The sequence below is a fragment of the Sphingomonas sp. Leaf38 genome, assembly GCF_001421825.1.
Classification (GTDB): Bacteria; Pseudomonadota; Alphaproteobacteria; order Sphingomonadales; family Sphingomonadaceae; genus Sphingomonas.
In genome coordinates this window covers 1574126-1590487 of sequence record NZ_LMLD01000011.1, presented here as the reverse complement: position 1 = coordinate 1590487, position 16362 = coordinate 1574126, and the positions used below count along the sequence as shown (strand labels likewise).

At 64.2% G+C, this 16362-nt stretch carries 15 protein-coding genes; all 15 read right to left on the bottom strand.

Annotated elements, in window-relative coordinates; translation table 11 throughout:
- Positions 1 to 93: 93 nt before the first annotated feature.
- A complete protein-coding gene (locus ASE88_RS14770) occupies positions 94 to 375 on the bottom strand; it encodes a DUF1467 family protein (RefSeq protein ID WP_056418108.1) in 282 nt (93 codons plus the stop codon).
- Between the two features lie 4 nt (positions 376 to 379).
- Positions 380 to 2017 (bottom strand): ribonuclease J, encoded by a 1638-nt coding sequence (locus ASE88_RS14765; RefSeq protein ID WP_056478914.1) that lies wholly within the window; start codon positions 2015 to 2017, stop codon positions 380 to 382.
- Between the two features lie 62 nt (positions 2018 to 2079).
- Positions 2080 to 2856, bottom strand: a complete 777-nt coding sequence (locus tag ASE88_RS14760) for a type III pantothenate kinase (protein ID WP_056478912.1) — start codon at positions 2854 to 2856, stop codon at positions 2080 to 2082.
- Between the two features lie 10 nt (positions 2857 to 2866).
- Complete coding sequence (locus tag ASE88_RS14755; RefSeq protein WP_082466560.1) at positions 2867 to 3634, bottom strand: biotin--[acetyl-CoA-carboxylase] ligase; 768 nt, start codon at positions 3632 to 3634, stop codon at positions 2867 to 2869.
- Positions 3601 to 5046, bottom strand: a complete 1446-nt coding sequence (nuoN, locus tag ASE88_RS14750) for an NADH-quinone oxidoreductase subunit NuoN (protein ID WP_056478909.1) — start codon at positions 5044 to 5046, stop codon at positions 3601 to 3603. The genes ASE88_RS14755 and nuoN overlap by 34 nt, the downstream gene beginning before the upstream one ends.
- Positions 5046 to 6578, bottom strand: a complete 1533-nt coding sequence (locus tag ASE88_RS14745) for an NADH-quinone oxidoreductase subunit M (RefSeq protein WP_056478906.1) — start codon at positions 6576 to 6578, stop codon at positions 5046 to 5048. Before ASE88_RS14745 ends, nuoN begins: the two co-directional genes overlap by 1 nt.
- Positions 6578 to 8680 (bottom strand): NADH-quinone oxidoreductase subunit L, encoded by a 2103-nt coding sequence (gene nuoL, locus ASE88_RS14740; protein ID WP_056478898.1) that lies wholly within the window; start codon positions 8678 to 8680, stop codon positions 6578 to 6580. The genes ASE88_RS14745 and nuoL overlap by 1 nt, the downstream gene beginning before the upstream one ends.
- A gap of 5 nt (positions 8681 to 8685) precedes the next feature.
- Positions 8686 to 8994, bottom strand: a complete 309-nt coding sequence (nuoK, locus tag ASE88_RS14735) for an NADH-quinone oxidoreductase subunit NuoK (protein ID WP_082441002.1) — start codon at positions 8992 to 8994, stop codon at positions 8686 to 8688.
- Positions 8991 to 9602 carry an NADH-quinone oxidoreductase subunit J gene (locus ASE88_RS14730; RefSeq protein ID WP_056478896.1) on the bottom strand — a complete coding sequence of 204 codons (612 nt, stop codon included), beginning with the start codon at positions 9600 to 9602 and terminating at the stop codon, positions 8991 to 8993. Before ASE88_RS14730 ends, nuoK begins: the two co-directional genes overlap by 4 nt.
- A gap of 43 nt (positions 9603 to 9645) precedes the next feature.
- Complete coding sequence (gene nuoI / locus ASE88_RS14725; protein ID WP_056478893.1) at positions 9646 to 10131, bottom strand: NADH-quinone oxidoreductase subunit NuoI; 486 nt, start codon at positions 10129 to 10131, stop codon at positions 9646 to 9648.
- Positions 10128 to 11174 (bottom strand): NADH-quinone oxidoreductase subunit NuoH, encoded by a 1047-nt coding sequence (nuoH, locus tag ASE88_RS14720; RefSeq protein ID WP_056478890.1) that lies wholly within the window; start codon positions 11172 to 11174, stop codon positions 10128 to 10130. Before nuoH ends, nuoI begins: the two co-directional genes overlap by 4 nt.
- Positions 11171 to 13165, bottom strand: coding sequence for an NADH-quinone oxidoreductase subunit NuoG (nuoG, locus tag ASE88_RS14715; RefSeq protein ID WP_056478887.1), 1995 nt, complete (start codon positions 13163 to 13165; stop codon positions 11171 to 11173). The genes nuoH and nuoG overlap by 4 nt, the downstream gene beginning before the upstream one ends.
- Positions 13165 to 14466, bottom strand: a complete 1302-nt coding sequence (gene nuoF / locus ASE88_RS14710) for an NADH-quinone oxidoreductase subunit NuoF (RefSeq protein WP_056050371.1) — start codon at positions 14464 to 14466, stop codon at positions 13165 to 13167. Before nuoF ends, nuoG begins: the two co-directional genes overlap by 1 nt.
- On the bottom strand, positions 14466 to 15134 hold the full coding sequence (locus tag ASE88_RS14705) for a complex I 24 kDa subunit family protein (RefSeq protein WP_056478884.1): 669 nt from the start codon (positions 15132 to 15134) through the stop codon (positions 14466 to 14468). Before ASE88_RS14705 ends, nuoF begins: the two co-directional genes overlap by 1 nt.
- Positions 15134 to 16345 (bottom strand): NADH-quinone oxidoreductase subunit D, encoded by a 1212-nt coding sequence (locus ASE88_RS14700; protein ID WP_414893904.1) that lies wholly within the window; start codon positions 16343 to 16345, stop codon positions 15134 to 15136. Before ASE88_RS14700 ends, ASE88_RS14705 begins: the two co-directional genes overlap by 1 nt.
- Between the last annotated feature and the right edge of the window lie 17 nt (positions 16346 to 16362).

Below are 16362 nucleotides of genomic sequence, written 5' to 3'. Positions count from 1 at the left end.
GGTGACGGAGGGGGAGGACACGGAACAAAGGTTCGCGCGTACCGCCCCCTCCGTCTGGCAAGTGCCAGCCACCTCCCCCTGGCGGGGGAGGATTTAGCGGGTCACCATGTTGCCGCGGTCGAACAGATCGACGCTCTGCGGCGTGATCCACCCATAATAATAATTGAGCTGGAACAGCACGAACAACACCGTCGCGACCACGGTCACGCGCAGCGCCGTCCGCCCCGACCGGAACTCGTCCGGCGCGCTCTCCGCCTGGCCGGGGACGAGCTCGCCCCCGGCCTCTGGCGTCGTGCGCACGCCGAACGGCAGGACCAGAAACACCGAGAACGCCCAGAACAGGACGTAGATCGCGAGTGCCGAGGTCCAGCGCACAGGATCAGCCCTCGATCAACAGGACGTCGACGATCGGCTGCTTGCCGGTCCAGCGCTTGGCGACCTTGCGCACCGCGAGCCGGATCTGCTCACGCATCTTGTCACTCTCGCGCTTGCCGCCACGCACCGTGTCGGCCGCCGCCTGGACCGCATCGGCGATGAAGGCTGCGCGATCTTCCTCGACCGGCACGCCCTGCACGCGCACCTGCGGCTGGCCGACCATCCGGCCATCCTTGCCAAGTGCGACGCCCACCGAGATCTGGCCGTTGATCGCCAGCTTGCGACGTTCGTTGAGCGTCGCACCCTCTGCCGGCAGGATCACGTCGCCATCGAGCACGAGCCGCCCGACGGTCGCGTTGCCGACCTTCACCGGACCCTTGGGCGCGAGCCGCACGATGTCGCCATTGCTCTGCACCAGCGCGCGCGGAATACCCTGTTCGAGACCGAAGCGCGCATGCTCCATCATGTGACGCATTTCGCCGTGCGTCGGGATCAGCACGTCGGGACGCAGCCAATCATACATCTGCGCGAGTTCGGGGCGACCCGGATGACCCGAGACATGGACGTGCGCCTGGCGCTCGGTGATCATGCGGATGCCCTTGGCCGCCAGCGTGTTCTGGATGCGACCGATCTGGACCTCGTTGCCCGGGATCTGCTTCGACGAGAAGATTACGGTATCATCGGCGTCGAGCGTGATCGTGTGGCTGCCATTGGCGACGCGCGCGAGCGCCGCGCGCTCCTCGCCCTGCCCGCCGGTGGCGATGATCAGCACCTTGTTCTTGGGCAGGCGCATCGCCTCGTCGGGGCTGATCGTGTCCGGGAAGTCCTTCAGATAGCCCGTCGCGCGCGCAACCTTGATGATCCGGTCGAGCGAGCGACCCGTGACGCACAGCTTGCGCCCGGTTTCCTTGGCGACTTCGCCGAACGTGTGCAGACGCGCCGCGTTCGAGGCGAAGCTGGTGATCATCACCCGGCCCTTGGCCTTGGTCACTTCCTCGAACAGCCCCTTGCGCACGGTGCTCTCGCTGCCCGACGCCTTGTCGTTGAGGATGTTGGTCGAATCGCACACCAGGACGTCGACGCCCTTGTCGCCGATCGCCATGAAGCCCTCGGGCTTGGTCGGGTTGCCGATGACCGGGGTCGCATCGAGCTTCCAGTCGCCGGTGTGGAACACGCGGCCAAAAGGCGTATCGATCAGCAGCGCGTTCGCCTCGGGGATCGAATGCGACATCTCGACGAAGGTGAAGCCGAACGGCCCGAGCTGGAAGTTGCCGCCCATCGGGATCATCTTGAGCTTCACGCGATTGGCGATGCCCTCTTCCTCGAGCTTGCCGCGGATCAGCCCCATCGTGAACGGGGTCGCGTAGATCGGCACGCCAAGGTCTTCGGCGAGATATGGCAACGAGCCGATATGATCCTCATGCCCGTGCGTGATGACGATGCCGAGCAGGTCGTCGATCCGGTCCTCGATGAAGGACAGATCGGGAAGGATCACGTCGACGCCGGGATATTGCGGATCGGCAAAGGTGATGCCGAGATCGACCATTACCCACTTGCCCTGGCAGCCGTACAGGTTGACGTTCATGCCGATTTCGCCGGAGCCGCCTAGGCCACAGAAAAGCAGTTCGTTCTTCGGAGTCATTGATTACTTTCAGGATTACACAGGAATATGGCCCTCAGGCCGGTGGCGCGAGCCAAATGGCCCTAGATATGGTGACGGTCCCACATCATCGCCAGCCCCTGGATCGTCAGGTCGGCTTCGATGACGTCGAACACGTCGGTCTGTTTCTCGAATAACGTGGCAAGGCCGCCGGTGGCGACGACCTTCACGGGGCGGCCGATCTCGCGCTTCATCCGCGCGACCAGCCCCTCGATCATCGCCACATAGCCCCAATAGATGCCGATATGCATCTGCGAGACGGTGTTGAGCCCGATGACGCTCGTATCGGTCGGCGCCTCGATCGCGATACGCGGCAGCTTGGCCGCCGCGGTCACGAGCGCGTCGAGCGACAGGTTGATGCCCGGCGCGATGATCCCACCCTTGTACGCGCCGCTATAGTCGACGACGTCGAACGTGGTCGCGGTGCCGAAATCGATGACGATCAAATCGCCCGGATGCAGCGCATGCGCCGCGATCGTGTTGACCGCGCGGTCCGCGCCGAGCGAGGCTGGCTCGTCGACATCGATCGCGATGCCCCATTCTACAGGGGCATGCCCGGCGATCAGCGCTTCGGTGCCGAAATATTTTGTCGCGAGCACCTGGAGATTGTGGAGCGCGCGCGGGACGACTGTGGCGACAATGACGCCCTTGATCGCAGCGCGATCATGACCGCCGAGCTGCATCAGCTGGCTCAGCCACACCGCATATTCGTCCGCTGTGCGCCGCGGGTCCGTGGCGATCCGCCAGCGCGCGACGATGTCGCCGCTCTCGACGAGCGCGAACACGACATTGGTATTGCCGGCATCGATCGCGAGCAGCATCAGCGGGGCCTCAAAGCAGGAAGACGTCGGCAGCGTGAATGACACGCCGCTCACCAGACGCCAAGCGGAGGATGAGCGCGCCATCGGTATCGAGTCCGACGAACAGGCCATCGATGCCGCTCCCGTCGGGCAGCCGTGCGGTCAGCGCCGTGCCGGCAGGGTGCGCGCAATCGACCCAGCGCTCCCGCACCGGCGCAATGCCTTCGGTGCGCCAGCGACCGATCCAGCGCGCGACGCTGTCGGCGAGGATATCGAGGAACATCGCGGGATCGACCACAACGCCGTGCGCCGCAAGATCGGTCGTCACGCGGTCGGGAAGCTCGGGATGATGCGCAAGGTTTACGCCGTAGCCGATGATCACCGCATCGCCCGATCGCTCGAGCAATATGCCCGAGAGCTTGGCATCCGCGAGCAACAGGTCATTCGGCCACTTCAGCGCCAGCGTCGCGCTGGCGTCGGTCGTGCCCTGGCAGATCCCTGCGACGAGGAACGTCGACACGGTTTCCTGCAACGCGACCGCGGCGACCAGCGCGAGGCTGGCGGCCGGCGGGTCGGTCGGGCGCAACCGGACGAGCGTGCTCGCGTAGAGGTTGCCCTCGGGTGACTGCCATTCGCGGCCCAGACGCCCCCGCCCTGCGGTCTGCCGGATCGCCCGCAGCCACAGGCCGTCCTCGGCACCGGCACGAGCGAGCGCCAGCAGGTCGGCGTTGGTCGATCCTGTTTCCGCGACGGTGCGTATGGTGATCAGAACAGCGCCCGTGCAGCCGCCATCGTCCATGCACCGAGCACGGGGATGAGGAGGTAGCCGGCTGGCGAGACGAACACCGCGGCGATGGCGATCAGGCCACCCTCGACCTTGCTCTCCATCGGCGCGAACGCCGGCGCCGGATCGTCGAAGTACATCGTCTTGACGACACGCAGATAATAATAGGCGCCGATCACCGAAGCGGCGATGCCGACGACGGCCAGCGGGAACAGCCCGGCGTCGACCGCCGCACTGAACACCGCGAACTTCGCGTAGAAGCCGAACAGCGGCGGGATGCCGGCTAGGCTGAACATGAAGATCGCGAGCGCCGCGGCCAGCGCGGGCTTGGTGCGCGACATGCCGGCGAGGCTGTCGATCGTCTCGACCGGCTGACCGTCATCGCCACGCATCTGCACTACGACCAGGAACGAGCCCAAAGTCATCGCGACATAGATCGTCAGGTACATCAGCACCCCCGACACACCCTCGGGCGTACCCGCGGCAAGACCGATCAGCGCGAAGCCGACATTGTTGATCGACGAATAGGCGAGCAGCCGCTTGATGTTGGTCTGGCCGATGGCGGCAACCGCACCGAGGATGATCGAGGCGAGTGCCGCGAAGATCACGATCTGGCGCCACTGATCGGTGGCAGGCCCCATCGCATCGACCGCGACCCGCACCGCCATCGCGAGCGCCGCGACCTTGGGGGCCGAAGCGAAGAACGCGGTGACCGGCGTCGGTGCGCCCTCGTACACGTCAGGCGTCCACATGTGGAACGGCACTGCGCTGATCTTGAACGCGAGGCCTGCGAACACGAACACCAGGCCGAACAGAAGCCCAAGCGACTTGGTGCCGGCATAGGCTTCGGCGATCCCCGAGAACAACGTCGTGCCGCTGAACCCGTACACAAGCGAGATCCCGTAAAGCAGGATGCCGCTGGCAAGCGCGCCGAGCACGAAATACTTGAGGCCCGCTTCGGCCGACCGCCCGTCGCGCCGCATGAAGCTGGCAAGGACATAGGCGGCAAGGCTCTGAAGCTCGAGACCGACATAGAGCGTCAGCATGTCGCTGGCCGAGACCATGATCCCCATGCCGCACGCCGACAACAGGATCAGCACCGGATATTCCGGGCGCAGATCGTCGCCATGCGAGCGCGCGAAGAAGCTCGGCGCCATCACTATCGCAACCGCCGAGGCGATATAGATCAGCACCTTGGCGAACGCACCGAACGCATCGGCACGGTACAGCCCGTCGAACGCATAGCCGCCCGACGATGCCGGACCGACCAGCGCGATCCCTGCGCCCACCAAAACGAACACGGAGGCGATCGACACGGCGCGCGTCGACTTGTCCCCGCCCCAGGCCGAAACGAGCATCAGGGCGATCGCACCCAACGCCAGCACCAGTTCGGGCAGCGTCATTGCGATGTTAGCGGCGTAGGTCATCAGTGTGCCTCCCCGTGCGCGGCGTCATGCACGGTGGCGGGCTTCCCCGCAGTTGGGTTCGAATCGCTGGCGGGCTTGGCGCGGTCGACGCGGGCGAGCAACACGCTCACGTCCTTGCGCATCGGTGCCAGGAAGCTCTCGGGATACACGCCCATCCACAGCACGACGGCCGCGATCGGCGCGAGCAGCCAGAACTCACGGGCCGACAGATCGACCATGCCGCGAACCTCGTCCGACTTGATCTCACCGAACACCACACGACGGTACAGATACAGCATGTACGCAGCGCCAAGGATGATGCTGGTCGTGCAGAGCAACGCCGTCCAGGTCGAGACCTGATAGGTGCCCATCAGCGACAGGAACTCGGCGACGAAGCCGCTGGTGCCCGGCAGGCCGATCGACGCCATCGTGAAGAACAGGAAGAAGATCGCGTAGCGCGGCATGTTGATGGCCAGGCCGCCATAGCGCGAGATCTCGCGGGTATGGAGCTGGTCGTAGATCACGCCGACGCACAGGAACAACGCACCCGATACCAGGCCGTGGCTCAGCATCATGATCATCGCGCCTTCGATGCCCTGCCGGTTGAACGCGAACAGGCCGATCGTGACGATCGCCATGTGCGCGACCGACGAATAGGCGATCAGCTTCTTCATGTCCGACTGCACGAGGGCGACGAGCGACGTGTAGATCACCGCGACCGCCGACAGCCCGAAGATCAGCCAGGTCAGCTGGCCCGAGGCCTCGGGGAACATCGGCAGCAGGAAGCGCAGGAAGCCGTATCCGCCAAGCTTTAGCAGCACGCCCGCCAGGATCACCGACCCTGCGGTAGGCGCCTGCACGTGCGCGTCGGGCAACCAGGTATGGACCGGCCACATCGGCATCTTGACCGCGAACGATGCAAAGAACGCCAGCCACAGCCACGTCTGCACATGCGCCGGGAAGTCGTAGTTCAGCAGCGCCGGGATGCTAGTCGTGCCCGCGGTCTTCGCCATGTACAGCATCGCGATGAACATCAGGACCGAGCCGAGCAGCGTGTACAGGAAGAACTTGTACGACGCGTAAATCCGGTTCGCCCCGCCCCAGATGCCGATGATCAGGTACATCGGGATCAGGCCTGCTTCGAAGAACACGTAGAACAGGAACAGATCCTGCGCCGCGAACGTGCCGATCATCAGCACTTCGGTGAACAGGAACGCGGCCATGTACTCAGGGACCCGCGTCGTGATCGAGCGCCAGCTGGCGCCGATGCAGATCGGCATGAGGAACACGCTAAGCATGATCAGCATCAGCGCGAAGCCGTCGATGCCGAGCGACCAGCCGAACGGGCCGAAGATGCCGGGGGCATGCTCGACGAACTGCCACTGCGCGCCGCCGATGTCGTAATTCATCCACAGCATAATGCCGAGCACGAAATCGATCAGCGTCGCCGCAAGTGCCAGCATCCGCGCCGTGTTCGCCGAAACGAACAGGCACACGACGGCCGCGATCATCGGGACCGCGATCAGGACGGAGAGGATAGGAAAGCCGGTCATCAATAGAGTCCGATCGCCCAGGTGACGGCTGCGGTCAGGCCGATCAGCATGACAAAGGCATAGGTATAGAGATATCCCGTCTGGAAGCGGCCAGCGACGCGCGCGCCGAACTGGACCAGCCATGCCGACCCGTCGGGGCCGAACCGGTTGATCGTCTTCTCGTCGCCGCGGTGCCACAGAAAGCGGCCGATCGCGAAGGCAGGTCGGACGAAGATCAGGTCGTACAGCTCGTCGAAATACCACTTATGCAGCAGGAAGTCGTAGAGCACGCCGAACTGTTCGACGACCTTGGCCGGGAACGACGGGTTCTTGATATAGGCGTACCAGGCGGTCAGCAGGCCGAGCAGCATCGCGATCGTCGCCGACAGCTTGATGATGAGCGGCACGCCGTGCATCTCGTGCATCAGATGTTCGCGGAACGCGAGTGCGCCCTTCCAGAACTCTTCGCCCGCGCTCGGCTCGATGAAGTAACCATGGAACACGAAGCCCGCCAGCACCGCGCCGATCGACAGGACGATCAGCGGAATCAGCATCGGCAGCGGGCTCTCATGCGGGTGATACCCGCCATCGCCTTCCGCCACCGCATGCGCGGAGTCGTGATGATCGTGCGGCGCATGCCCTGAATCCTCGGCCTTCGCCGGGTTCGCATGGTGATCGTCGACATGATGCGCGTCGCCGTGGTCATGCCCATGCGCGTCGTGGAGCGCATGCTGGATATGCTCCGATGCGGCCCAGCGCGGCTTGCCCCAGAAGGTGAGGAACATCACGCGCCACGAATAGAAGCTGGTGAGCAGCGCGACGAGCACACCGACGAACCACACGCCCGGCTGACCCGCGGCCCAGCTCGCCTCGATGATCGCATCCTTCGAATGGAAGCCGGCGAACCCGAATGCGGTGTTGCCGAAGATGCCGGGGATGCCGACGCCGGTGATGGCGAGCGTGCCCGCCATCATGCCCCAGAACGTCACCGGGATCTTCTTACGCAGGCCGCCGTAATAGCGCATGTCCTGCTCGTGGTGCATCGCATGGATCACCGAGCCGGCACCCAGGAACAGCAGCGCTTTGAAGAAGGCATGCGTGAACAGGTGGAACATCGCCGCACCATAGGCGCCGACGCCCGCGGCGAAGAACATGTAGCCGAGCTGCGAACAGGTCGAATAGGCGATCACGCGCTTGATGTCGGTCTGGACGAGGCCGCAGGTCGCCGCGAACAGGCAGGTCGCGGCACCGACCGAGGTGACCACGGTCAACGCGACCGGGCTCATCTCGAACATCGGCGACAGGCGGCACACCATGAAGACGCCCGCGGTGACCATCGTCGCCGCGTGGATCAGCGCCGACACAGGCGTCGGGCCCTCCATCGCGTCCGGCAGCCAAGTGTGCAGGCCTAGCTGCGCCGATTTGCCCATCGCGCCGACGAACAGCAGCAGACAGAGCACCGTCATCGTATCGAGGCGGTAGCCGAGGAAGCCGATCGTCGAGCCCGCCATGCCGGGCGCCGCGGCCAGGATCTCGGGGATCGAGACCGTGCCGAACACCAGGAACGTGCCGAAGATGCCGAGCATGAAGCCAAGATCGCCGACGCGGTTGACGACGAACGCCTTGATCGCCGCGGCGCTGGCCGACGGCTTGCGGAACCAGAACCCGATCAGGAGGTAGGATGCGAGGCCCACGCCTTCCCAGCCGAAGAACATCTGGACGAGGTTGTTCGCGGTCACGAGCATGAGCATCGCGAAGGTGAACAGCGACAGATACGCAAAGAAGCGCGGCTGGTCGGGATCCTCGTCCATATAGCCCCAGCTATAGAGATGGACGAGCGCCGATACCGACGTGACGACCACGAGCATCACCGCGGTCAGCGCATCGACGCGCAGCGACCACGCGACGTTCATGTCGCCCGAATGGATGAAGTCGAGCAGCGGCGCGACGGTCGCGGTGCTGGTGCCCGCCATGAAGCCGAGGAAGATCGGCCAGGACAACAGGCACGACGCGAACAAGGCGGCCGTGGTGACGATTTTCGCCGGCACGTTGCCGATCGCGCGATTGCCGAACCCGGCAACGATCGCGGCCAGTAACGGCAGGAAGACGATAAGCTGGATCAACCGTATTACCCCTTCATCCGGTTGACGTCGTCGACCGCGATGGTGCCGCGACCGCGGAAATAGATGACGAGAATGGCGAGACCGATCGCGGCCTCACCCGCAGCGACCGTCAGCACGAACATCGCGAACACCTGTCCGACGAGATCGTGGAGGAACGCCGAGAACGCGACGAGATTGATGTTCACCGCCAGCAGGATCAGCTCGATCGCCATCAGGATGACGATGAGGTTCTTGCGGTTCAGGAAGATGCCGAGCACCCCCATGGTAAACAGGATCGCCGCGACGACCAGATAATGGACGAGACCGATCGTCACAGTTCGACTCCCTGCCCGACGACCGGGCTCGTGTTGCGCGTGGCATCCTGCGGACGACGCGCGTTCTGGCGGCTGATGTTCTGCGCCTTGACGCCGCCACGCTGGCGGTGGGTCAGCACGATCGCGCCGATCATCGCGACCAGCAGGACGAGCCCGGCGGCCTCAAATACGAACAGATAGCGCGTGTAGAGCAGGTTACCGATCGCCTGGATGTTGGGGACCGTATCGTCGATCGGTGCCGCGCGCCGCGCAAGCTGGATCGGGCCGGTGCTCCAGGCGCCGATCGCGATCATCACCTCGGCCGCCAAGGCGACCGCAAGCGCAAGACCAATCCCGAAATACCGCGCCACGCCGGCGCGCATCTCGGCAAAGTCGATGTCGAGCATCATGACGACGAACAGGAAGAGCACCGCGACCGCGCCGACATAGACGATGACGAGCAGCATCGCGATGAACTCGGCGCCGACGAGGATCATTAGACCCGCGGCGTTGAAGAACGCCAGGATCAGCCACATCACCGAATGAACCGGGTTGCGCGACGCGATCGTCAGCGCGCCCGACAGGACGACGACGAAGGCGAACAGGTAAAAGGCTAAGGCCTGAATCACGATTGCGGCCCCCTAGACGCCCATGAGAAGAATGAGCGCGCCATTAACGGTACGGCGCATCGGCGGCAAGGTTCGCCGCGATCGCGCTTTCCCAACGGTCGCCATTATCGAGCAACTTCGACTTGTCGTAGACCAGCTCTTCGCGTGTCTCGGTCGAAAACTCGTAGTTCGGGCCCTCGACGATCGCATCGACCGGGCACGCCTCGGCACACAGGCCGCAATAGATGCACTTGGTCATGTCGATGTCGTAGCGCGTCGTGCGGCGCGAACCGTCGTCGCGCGGCTCGGCCTCGATCGTAATCGCCTGCGCGGGGCATACGGCCTCGCATAGCTTGCACGCGATGCACCGCTCTTCGCCGTTCGGATAACGCCGCAACGCATGCTCACCGCGGAACCGCGGGGACACCGGGTTGCGCTCGTAAGGATAGTTGATCGTCGCCTTTTCCTTGAAGAAATAGCGAAGCGTCAACGCGTGCGCCTTAACGAATTCCCACAGGGTGAACGACTTGATGATCTGAGCAACGCTCATGAACCCACTCCAACGCGCATCAGCATGAGATAGCCCGACACGAGGAAAACCCAGAACAACGACACGGGCAGGAAGACCTTCCAGCCGAGACGCATCAGCTGATCATAACGATAGCGCGGCACGGTCGCCTTCACCCAGCTGAACAGGAAGAAGAAGAACAGGATCTTGGCGAACAGCCAGATGATCCCCGGCACGTAATACAGCGGCGCCCAGTCGACTGGTGGCAGCCACCCGCCCCAGAACAGCGTCGCGTTCAGCGCGCACATTAGCAGCACGTTGGCATATTCGCCGAGCCAAAACAGCGCGAACGACATCGACGAATATTCGGTCTGGTACCCGGCGACGAGCTCGCTCTCCGCCTCGGTCAGATCGAACGGTGCACGCTGCGTTTCCGCTAGCGACGAGATGAAGAACATCACCGCCATCGGGAACATCAGCGGGTTGAGGATATAGCCGTTGAAGAACCAGACATGCGACTTCTGCGCAAGCACGATCGCCGACAGGTTGAAGCTGCCGGTCCACAGCACGACCGAAATCAGGATGAAGCCGATTGCGACTTCATACGACACCATCTGCGCGGCCGCACGAAGCGCCGAGTAGAACGGGTATTTCGAGTTCGACGCCCAACCGGCGAGGATGATCCCGTACACGCCCAGCGACGACGCCGCGAGCACGTAGAGCAGGCCGACATTGATATCGGACAGCACGACGCCGACGCCGAACGGCACCACCGCCCACACGATCAGCGCAACCGTGAAGGTGATGATCGGTGCCAGCAGGAACAGCGCCCGGTTGGCGGCAGCAGGAACGATCGTCTCTTGCAGGAACACCTTCAGGCCGTCGGCAAAGCTCTGCAACAGGCCGAACGGCCCGACGACGTTCGGGCCGCGACGCAGCGCCATCGCCGCCCAGATCTTGCGATCGGCATAGATGATCATCGCGACCGCCAGCATCAGCGGCAGTGCGATCACAAGGATGTCGATGATCGTCGCGAGGAAAAACGCCCAGTCGTAACCGAGCGAGGATTCGAACCAGGAGATCATTCGGCCGCCTCCGCAAAGTCTTCCCCGTGGAGAAGTTCTGCCGAACAGCGCTGCATCGTCGGCGACGCGCGGCAGATCGCGTTGGTCAGGTAGAAGTCCTTGATCGGATAGCCGGCAAGAACCCCCTCACCCGCACCACTGAGCGCCGGCGGGTTCCATTCGAACGTCGCGAGCGCCTGATGGCGCAGCGCGGGAACGGCGGCGAACATCTCTTCGCGCAGCCCCTCGAAGCTGTCGAACGGCAGCGTGTGGCCGAGCGTGTCGGACAGCGCGCGGAAGATCGACCAGTCGTCGCGCGCATCGCCGGGGGCGAACACTGCGCGCTCGCCGCGCTGGACGCGACCCTCGAGATTGACCCAGGTGCCCGACTTCTCGGCATAGGTCACGCCCGGTAGGATGACGTCTGCCGCAGCCGCGCCCTTGTCGCCATGATGACCCACAAACACCTTGAAGCCCGCAAACTGGCTGAAATCGACCTCGTCGGCGCCGAGGAAGAAGCCGAGCTTGGCTCCCATCACGTCGGCGATGCCGCCCGTCTGCGCATAACCGAGCATCAGCCCGCCCATCCGCGAGGCCGCCATGTGAACGACGTTGAAGCCATTCCAATCAGCCTTCACGAGACCAAGCGTATCGACGAGCTTCAACGCTGCCGCATGGCCACCCTTCAGCGCCGCGCCACCGACGATCACCATCGGGCGCTCGGCCTTGCCGAACGCCTCGGTCACCGCGTCGGGCAAATTGCCGAGCAGCGCCAGATCGTCGCCGAGCCACTCGACCTTGTACGTCAGGTCCGTCTCCGGCCCGATCGCAAAGACCTTCGCGCCCTTCTTGATCGCTTTGCGCACCCGCGTGTTCACCAGCGGCGCTTCCCAGCGCAGGTTGGTGCCCACCAGCAGGATCGCGTCGGCGCGCTCGGTGCCGGCGATCGTCGTGTTGAAATTGACCGCAGCGATGCTCGACGCGTCATAGGCCATGCCGGTCTGGCGGCCTTCGAGCATCGTCGAGCCCATCTTCGCGAGCAGCGCCTTGGCGGCGTACATCGTCTCGCAATCGACCAGATCGCCCGCGACCGCGGCCACGCTCGACCCGGCGTTCACCGCCTTGATCGCCGCGAAGGCCTCGTCCCAGGTCGCCGGGACTAGCTTGCCGTTCACGCGGACATAGGGCTTGTCGAGACGACGACGCACGAGACCGTCGATCGCGTGGCGAGTCTTGTCGGTCGCCCACTCCTCGTTCACGTCCTCGTTGATCCGCGGCACACAGCGCAGCACCTGACGACCGCGGCTATCGAGCCGGATGTTGGTGCCGACCGCGTCCATGACGTCGATCGTCAGCGTCTTGCGCAGTTCCCAAGGACGCGCCTCGAACGCGTAGGGCTTCGACGTCAGCGCACCGACCGGGCACAGATCGACGACATTGCCCGACAACTCGCTCTTGACGGCGTTTTCCAGATACGAGGTGATCTGCATGTCCTCGCCACGGAAGATCGCACCGATCTCCTCGACGCCGGACACTTCCTCGGCAAAGCGGATGCAGCGCGTGCACTGGATGCAGCGGGTCATGACCGTCTTCACGATCGGACCCATATACTTCTCTGTGACCGCGCGCTTGTTCTCGTCATAGCGCGAATGGCCGCGGCCATAGGCGACCGACTGGTCCTGCAGATCGCACTCACCGCCCTGATCGCAGATCGGGCAATCGAGCGGATGGTTGATCAGCAGGAATTCCATGATGCCCTCGCGGGCATTCTTCACCATCGGCGAGTTGGTGAAGATCTCCTGCTTGTCCGCCGCCGGCAACGCGCACGACGCCTGCGGCTTGGGCGGACCAGGCTTCACCTCGACCAGGCACATCCGGCAATTGCCGGCGATGCTCAGGCGCTCATGGTAACAGAAACGCGGGATCTCCTTACCGGCAAGCTCGCACGCCTGCAGCACGGTGGCACCCTGCGGCACCTCGATCTCTACGCCATCGACTTTGACTGTAGGCATTACTCTGCGGCTTCCATCATCGGCGCGGTGTCGCCACCACGTTCACGGATACGGCGTTCCATCTCGGGGCGGAAATGCTTGATCAGGCCCTGGATCGGCCAGGCTGCGGCGTCGCCGAGCGCGCAGATCGAGTGACCCTCGACCTGCTTGGTGACCTGCTGGAGCATGTCGATCTCGGACAGCTCGGCGTCGCCGGTGCGCATCCGCTCCATCACGCGCCACATCCAGCCGGTGCCTTCGCGGCACGGCGTGCACTGGCCGCAGCTCTCATGCTTGTAGAAGTACGAGATGCGGCTGATCGCGCGGACGATGTCGGTCGACTTGTCCATGACGATGATCGCCGCGGTGCCGAGGCCCGACCCGACCGCCTTCAAGCCGTCGAAATCCATCGCGCAGTCCATGATCTGCGCGGCGGGCACCAGCGGCACCGAAGAGCCACCCGGGATCACCGCGAGCAGATTGTCCCAGCCGCCACGGATACCGCCGCAATGCGTCTCGATCAGGTCGCGGAACGAGATGCTCATCTCTTCCTCGACGACGCACGGCTTGTTCACATGGCCGCTGATCTGGAACAGCTTGGTGCCGCGGTTGTTCTCCGCGCCGAAGCTGGAGAACCAGGCCGCACCACGCCGCAGGATCGTCGGCGCAACCGCGATCGACTCCACGTTGTTGACCGTCGTCGGGCAGCCATACAGCCCGGCGCCCGCCGGGAACGGCGGCTTGAGCCGCGGCTGGCCCTTCTTGCCCTCGAGGCTCTCCAACATCGCGGTCTCTTCGCCACAGATATAGGCGCCCGCGCCGCGGTGGACGAACACGTCGAAGTCGTAGCCCGACCCGCATGCGTTCTTGCCGATGAAGCCGCGATCATAGGCCTCGGCGACCGCCGCGAACAGAGTCTCCGCCTCGCGGATATATTCGCCACGGATGTAGATGTACGCGGCGCGCGCGCGCATCGCGAACCCGGCGATCAACGCGCCCTCGATCAGCTTGTGCGGATCGTGGCGGATGATCTCGCGGTCCTTGCAGCTGCCAGGCTCGGATTCGTCGGCGTTGATGACAAGGAAGTTCGGCCGGTCGGGCTTCGGCTCCTTGGGCATGAACGACCATTTCGTGCCGGTCGGGAACCCTGCCCCGCCGCGGCCACGCAGACCCGACGCCTTCATTACGTCAATAATCGCGTCCTGGCCGAGCGCCATCAGGTCCTTGGTATTGTCCCAATCGCCGCGCATGATCGCTGCGTCGATGTTCCACGGCTGGAAGCCATAGACGTTGGTGAAGATGCGGTCCTTGTCGGCGAGCATCAGGCCCACTCCCCCCGGTAATCGTGGTTCGCGTCGACCATCGCCTTGAGCGAGGTCGGGCCGCCTTCGGGGCAGCTCGCACGGCGGCCGAACTGCGGCCCCGGCGTCGGCGTCCCGCCATTGGCGAGCGCCTCGAGGATCTCGGTCGTCTTGTCGTAATCGAGGTCTTCGAAGTTATCGTCGTTGATCTGCACCATCGGCGCGTTCGCACAGGTGCCGAGGCACTCGACCTCGGTCAGCGTGAACATGCCGTCGGGGGTTGTGCCGCCCTTGACGAGACCACGGTTCTTGCACGCCGCCAGCACGTCGTCGCTCCCGCGCAGCATGCACGGCGTCGTGCCGCAGACCTGCACGTGGAACCGGCCGACGGGCGCGAGGTTGAACATCGTGTAGAAGGTCACGACCTCGTATACACGCATGTAGGGCACGCCGATCTGGCGCGCGACGAACTCGATCACCGGCACCGGCAACCAGCCCTGGGTCTGCGTTTCCGCACCGACCTGGCGCTGGGCGAGATCGAGGAACGGGATCGACGCCGACTGTTCGCGGCCCTTGGGGTAGCGCCCGAGAATCTCGTTCGCCTTCACCTGGTTCTCGTCCGTCCAGGCGAACGAACCCCAGCGTGCGCGGGTCTCTGCCTCGTCGGGAATTTTCGGAGCTTCAGCCATCAGCGGTCACATTCACCAAAAACGATATCCATCGCGCCGAGGATCGCAGTCGTATCCGCCAGCATGTGGCCCTTCGCCATGAAGTCCATCGCCTGGAGATGCGAAAACGCGGTCGGGCGGATCTTGCAGCGGTACGGCTTGTTGCTGCCGTCGGCGACCAGATACACGCCGAACTCGCCCTTGGGGCTCTCGGTCGCGACATAGACGTCGCCGGCAGGCACGTGAAAGCCCTCGGTGTAGAGCTTGAAGTGATGGATCAGCGCTTCCATCGACTGCTTCATCTCACCGCGCTTGGGTGGCACGACCTTGCGGTCGAGCGATGCGATCGGCCCCTCGGGCATGTCGCGCAGGCACTGCTTCATGATCCGTGCGGACTGGCGCACTTCCTCGACGCGCACCATGAACCGGTCATAGCAATCGCCGCGCGTGCCGACCGGCACCTCGAAGTCCATCTTGGCATAGACGTCATAGGGCTGCGACTTGCGCAGATCCCAGGCGATGCCCGAGCCGCGGATCATCGGCCCCGAAAAGCCCCACTTGATCGCGTCGTCACGGCTGACCACCGCGATGTCGACGTTGCGCTGCTTGAAGATGCGGTTGTCCGCGACGAGCGAAATCGCATCCTCGAACAGCCGCGGCAGGCGCGTGTCGAGCCAGTCGCCAATGTCGGCGAGCAGCTTGAGCGGTGCATCCTGATGCACGCCACCGGGCCGGAAATAGTTCGAATGCATCCGCGCGCCCGAGACACGCTCGAAGAAGTTCATGCAATCCTCGCGGATCTCGAACAGCCACAGGTTCGGCGTCATCGCGCCGACGTCCATGACGTGCGACCCGAGGTTCAGCATGTGGTTCGAGATGCGCGTCAGCTCGGCGAAGAACACGCGCAGATACTGCGCGCGCTCGGGAACCTCGAGGTCAAGCAGCTTCTCGACCGCGAGAACCCAGCTATGCTCCATGCACAAGGGCGAGCAGTAATCGAGACGATCGAAATACGGGAGCGCCTGCGTGTACGTCTTGTACTCGATCAGCTTCTCGGTGCCGCGGTGAAGCAGGCCGACATGCGGGTCGACGCGCTCGACGATCTCACCGTCAAGCTCCATGACGAGACGGAGCACGCCGTGCGCGGCGGGATGCTGCGGACCGAAGTTGATCGTGTAGTTCTGGATCGTGACGTCGCCGGTCGTCGGATCGGCCGCATCGCCCTCGCCCAGAAGCTCCTCTACGTAGA

What these genes read in the sequence shown, in the direction of transcription:
- ASE88_RS14765 (WP_056478914.1), bottom strand. Translation starts at nt 2,017, where the DNA reads ATGACTCCGAAGAACGAACTGCTTTTCTGTGGCCTAGGCGGCTCCGGC.
- ASE88_RS14760 (WP_056478912.1), bottom strand. Translation starts at nt 2,856, where the DNA reads ATGCTGCTCGCGATCGATGCCGGCAATACCAATGTCGTGTTCGCGCTC.
- ASE88_RS14755 (WP_082466560.1), bottom strand. Translation starts at nt 3,634, where the DNA reads ATGGACGATGGCGGCTGCACGGGCGCTGTTCTGATCACCATACGCACC.
- nuoN (WP_056478909.1), bottom strand. Translation starts at nt 5,046, where the DNA reads ATGACCTACGCCGCTAACATCGCAATGACGCTGCCCGAACTGGTGCTG.
- ASE88_RS14745 (WP_056478906.1), bottom strand. Translation starts at nt 6,578, where the DNA reads ATGACCGGCTTTCCTATCCTCTCCGTCCTGATCGCGGTCCCGATGATC.
- nuoI (WP_056478893.1), bottom strand. Translation starts at nt 10,131, where the DNA reads ATGAGCGTTGCTCAGATCATCAAGTCGTTCACCCTGTGGGAATTCGTT.
- nuoH (WP_056478890.1), bottom strand. Translation starts at nt 11,174, where the DNA reads ATGATCTCCTGGTTCGAATCCTCGCTCGGTTACGACTGGGCGTTTTTC.
- nuoG (WP_056478887.1), bottom strand. Translation starts at nt 13,165, where the DNA reads ATGCCTACAGTCAAAGTCGATGGCGTAGAGATCGAGGTGCCGCAGGGT.
- nuoF (WP_056050371.1), bottom strand. Translation starts at nt 14,466, where the DNA reads ATGCTCGCCGACAAGGACCGCATCTTCACCAACGTCTATGGCTTCCAG.
- ASE88_RS14705 (WP_056478884.1), bottom strand. Translation starts at nt 15,134, where the DNA reads ATGGCTGAAGCTCCGAAAATTCCCGACGAGGCAGAGACCCGCGCACGC.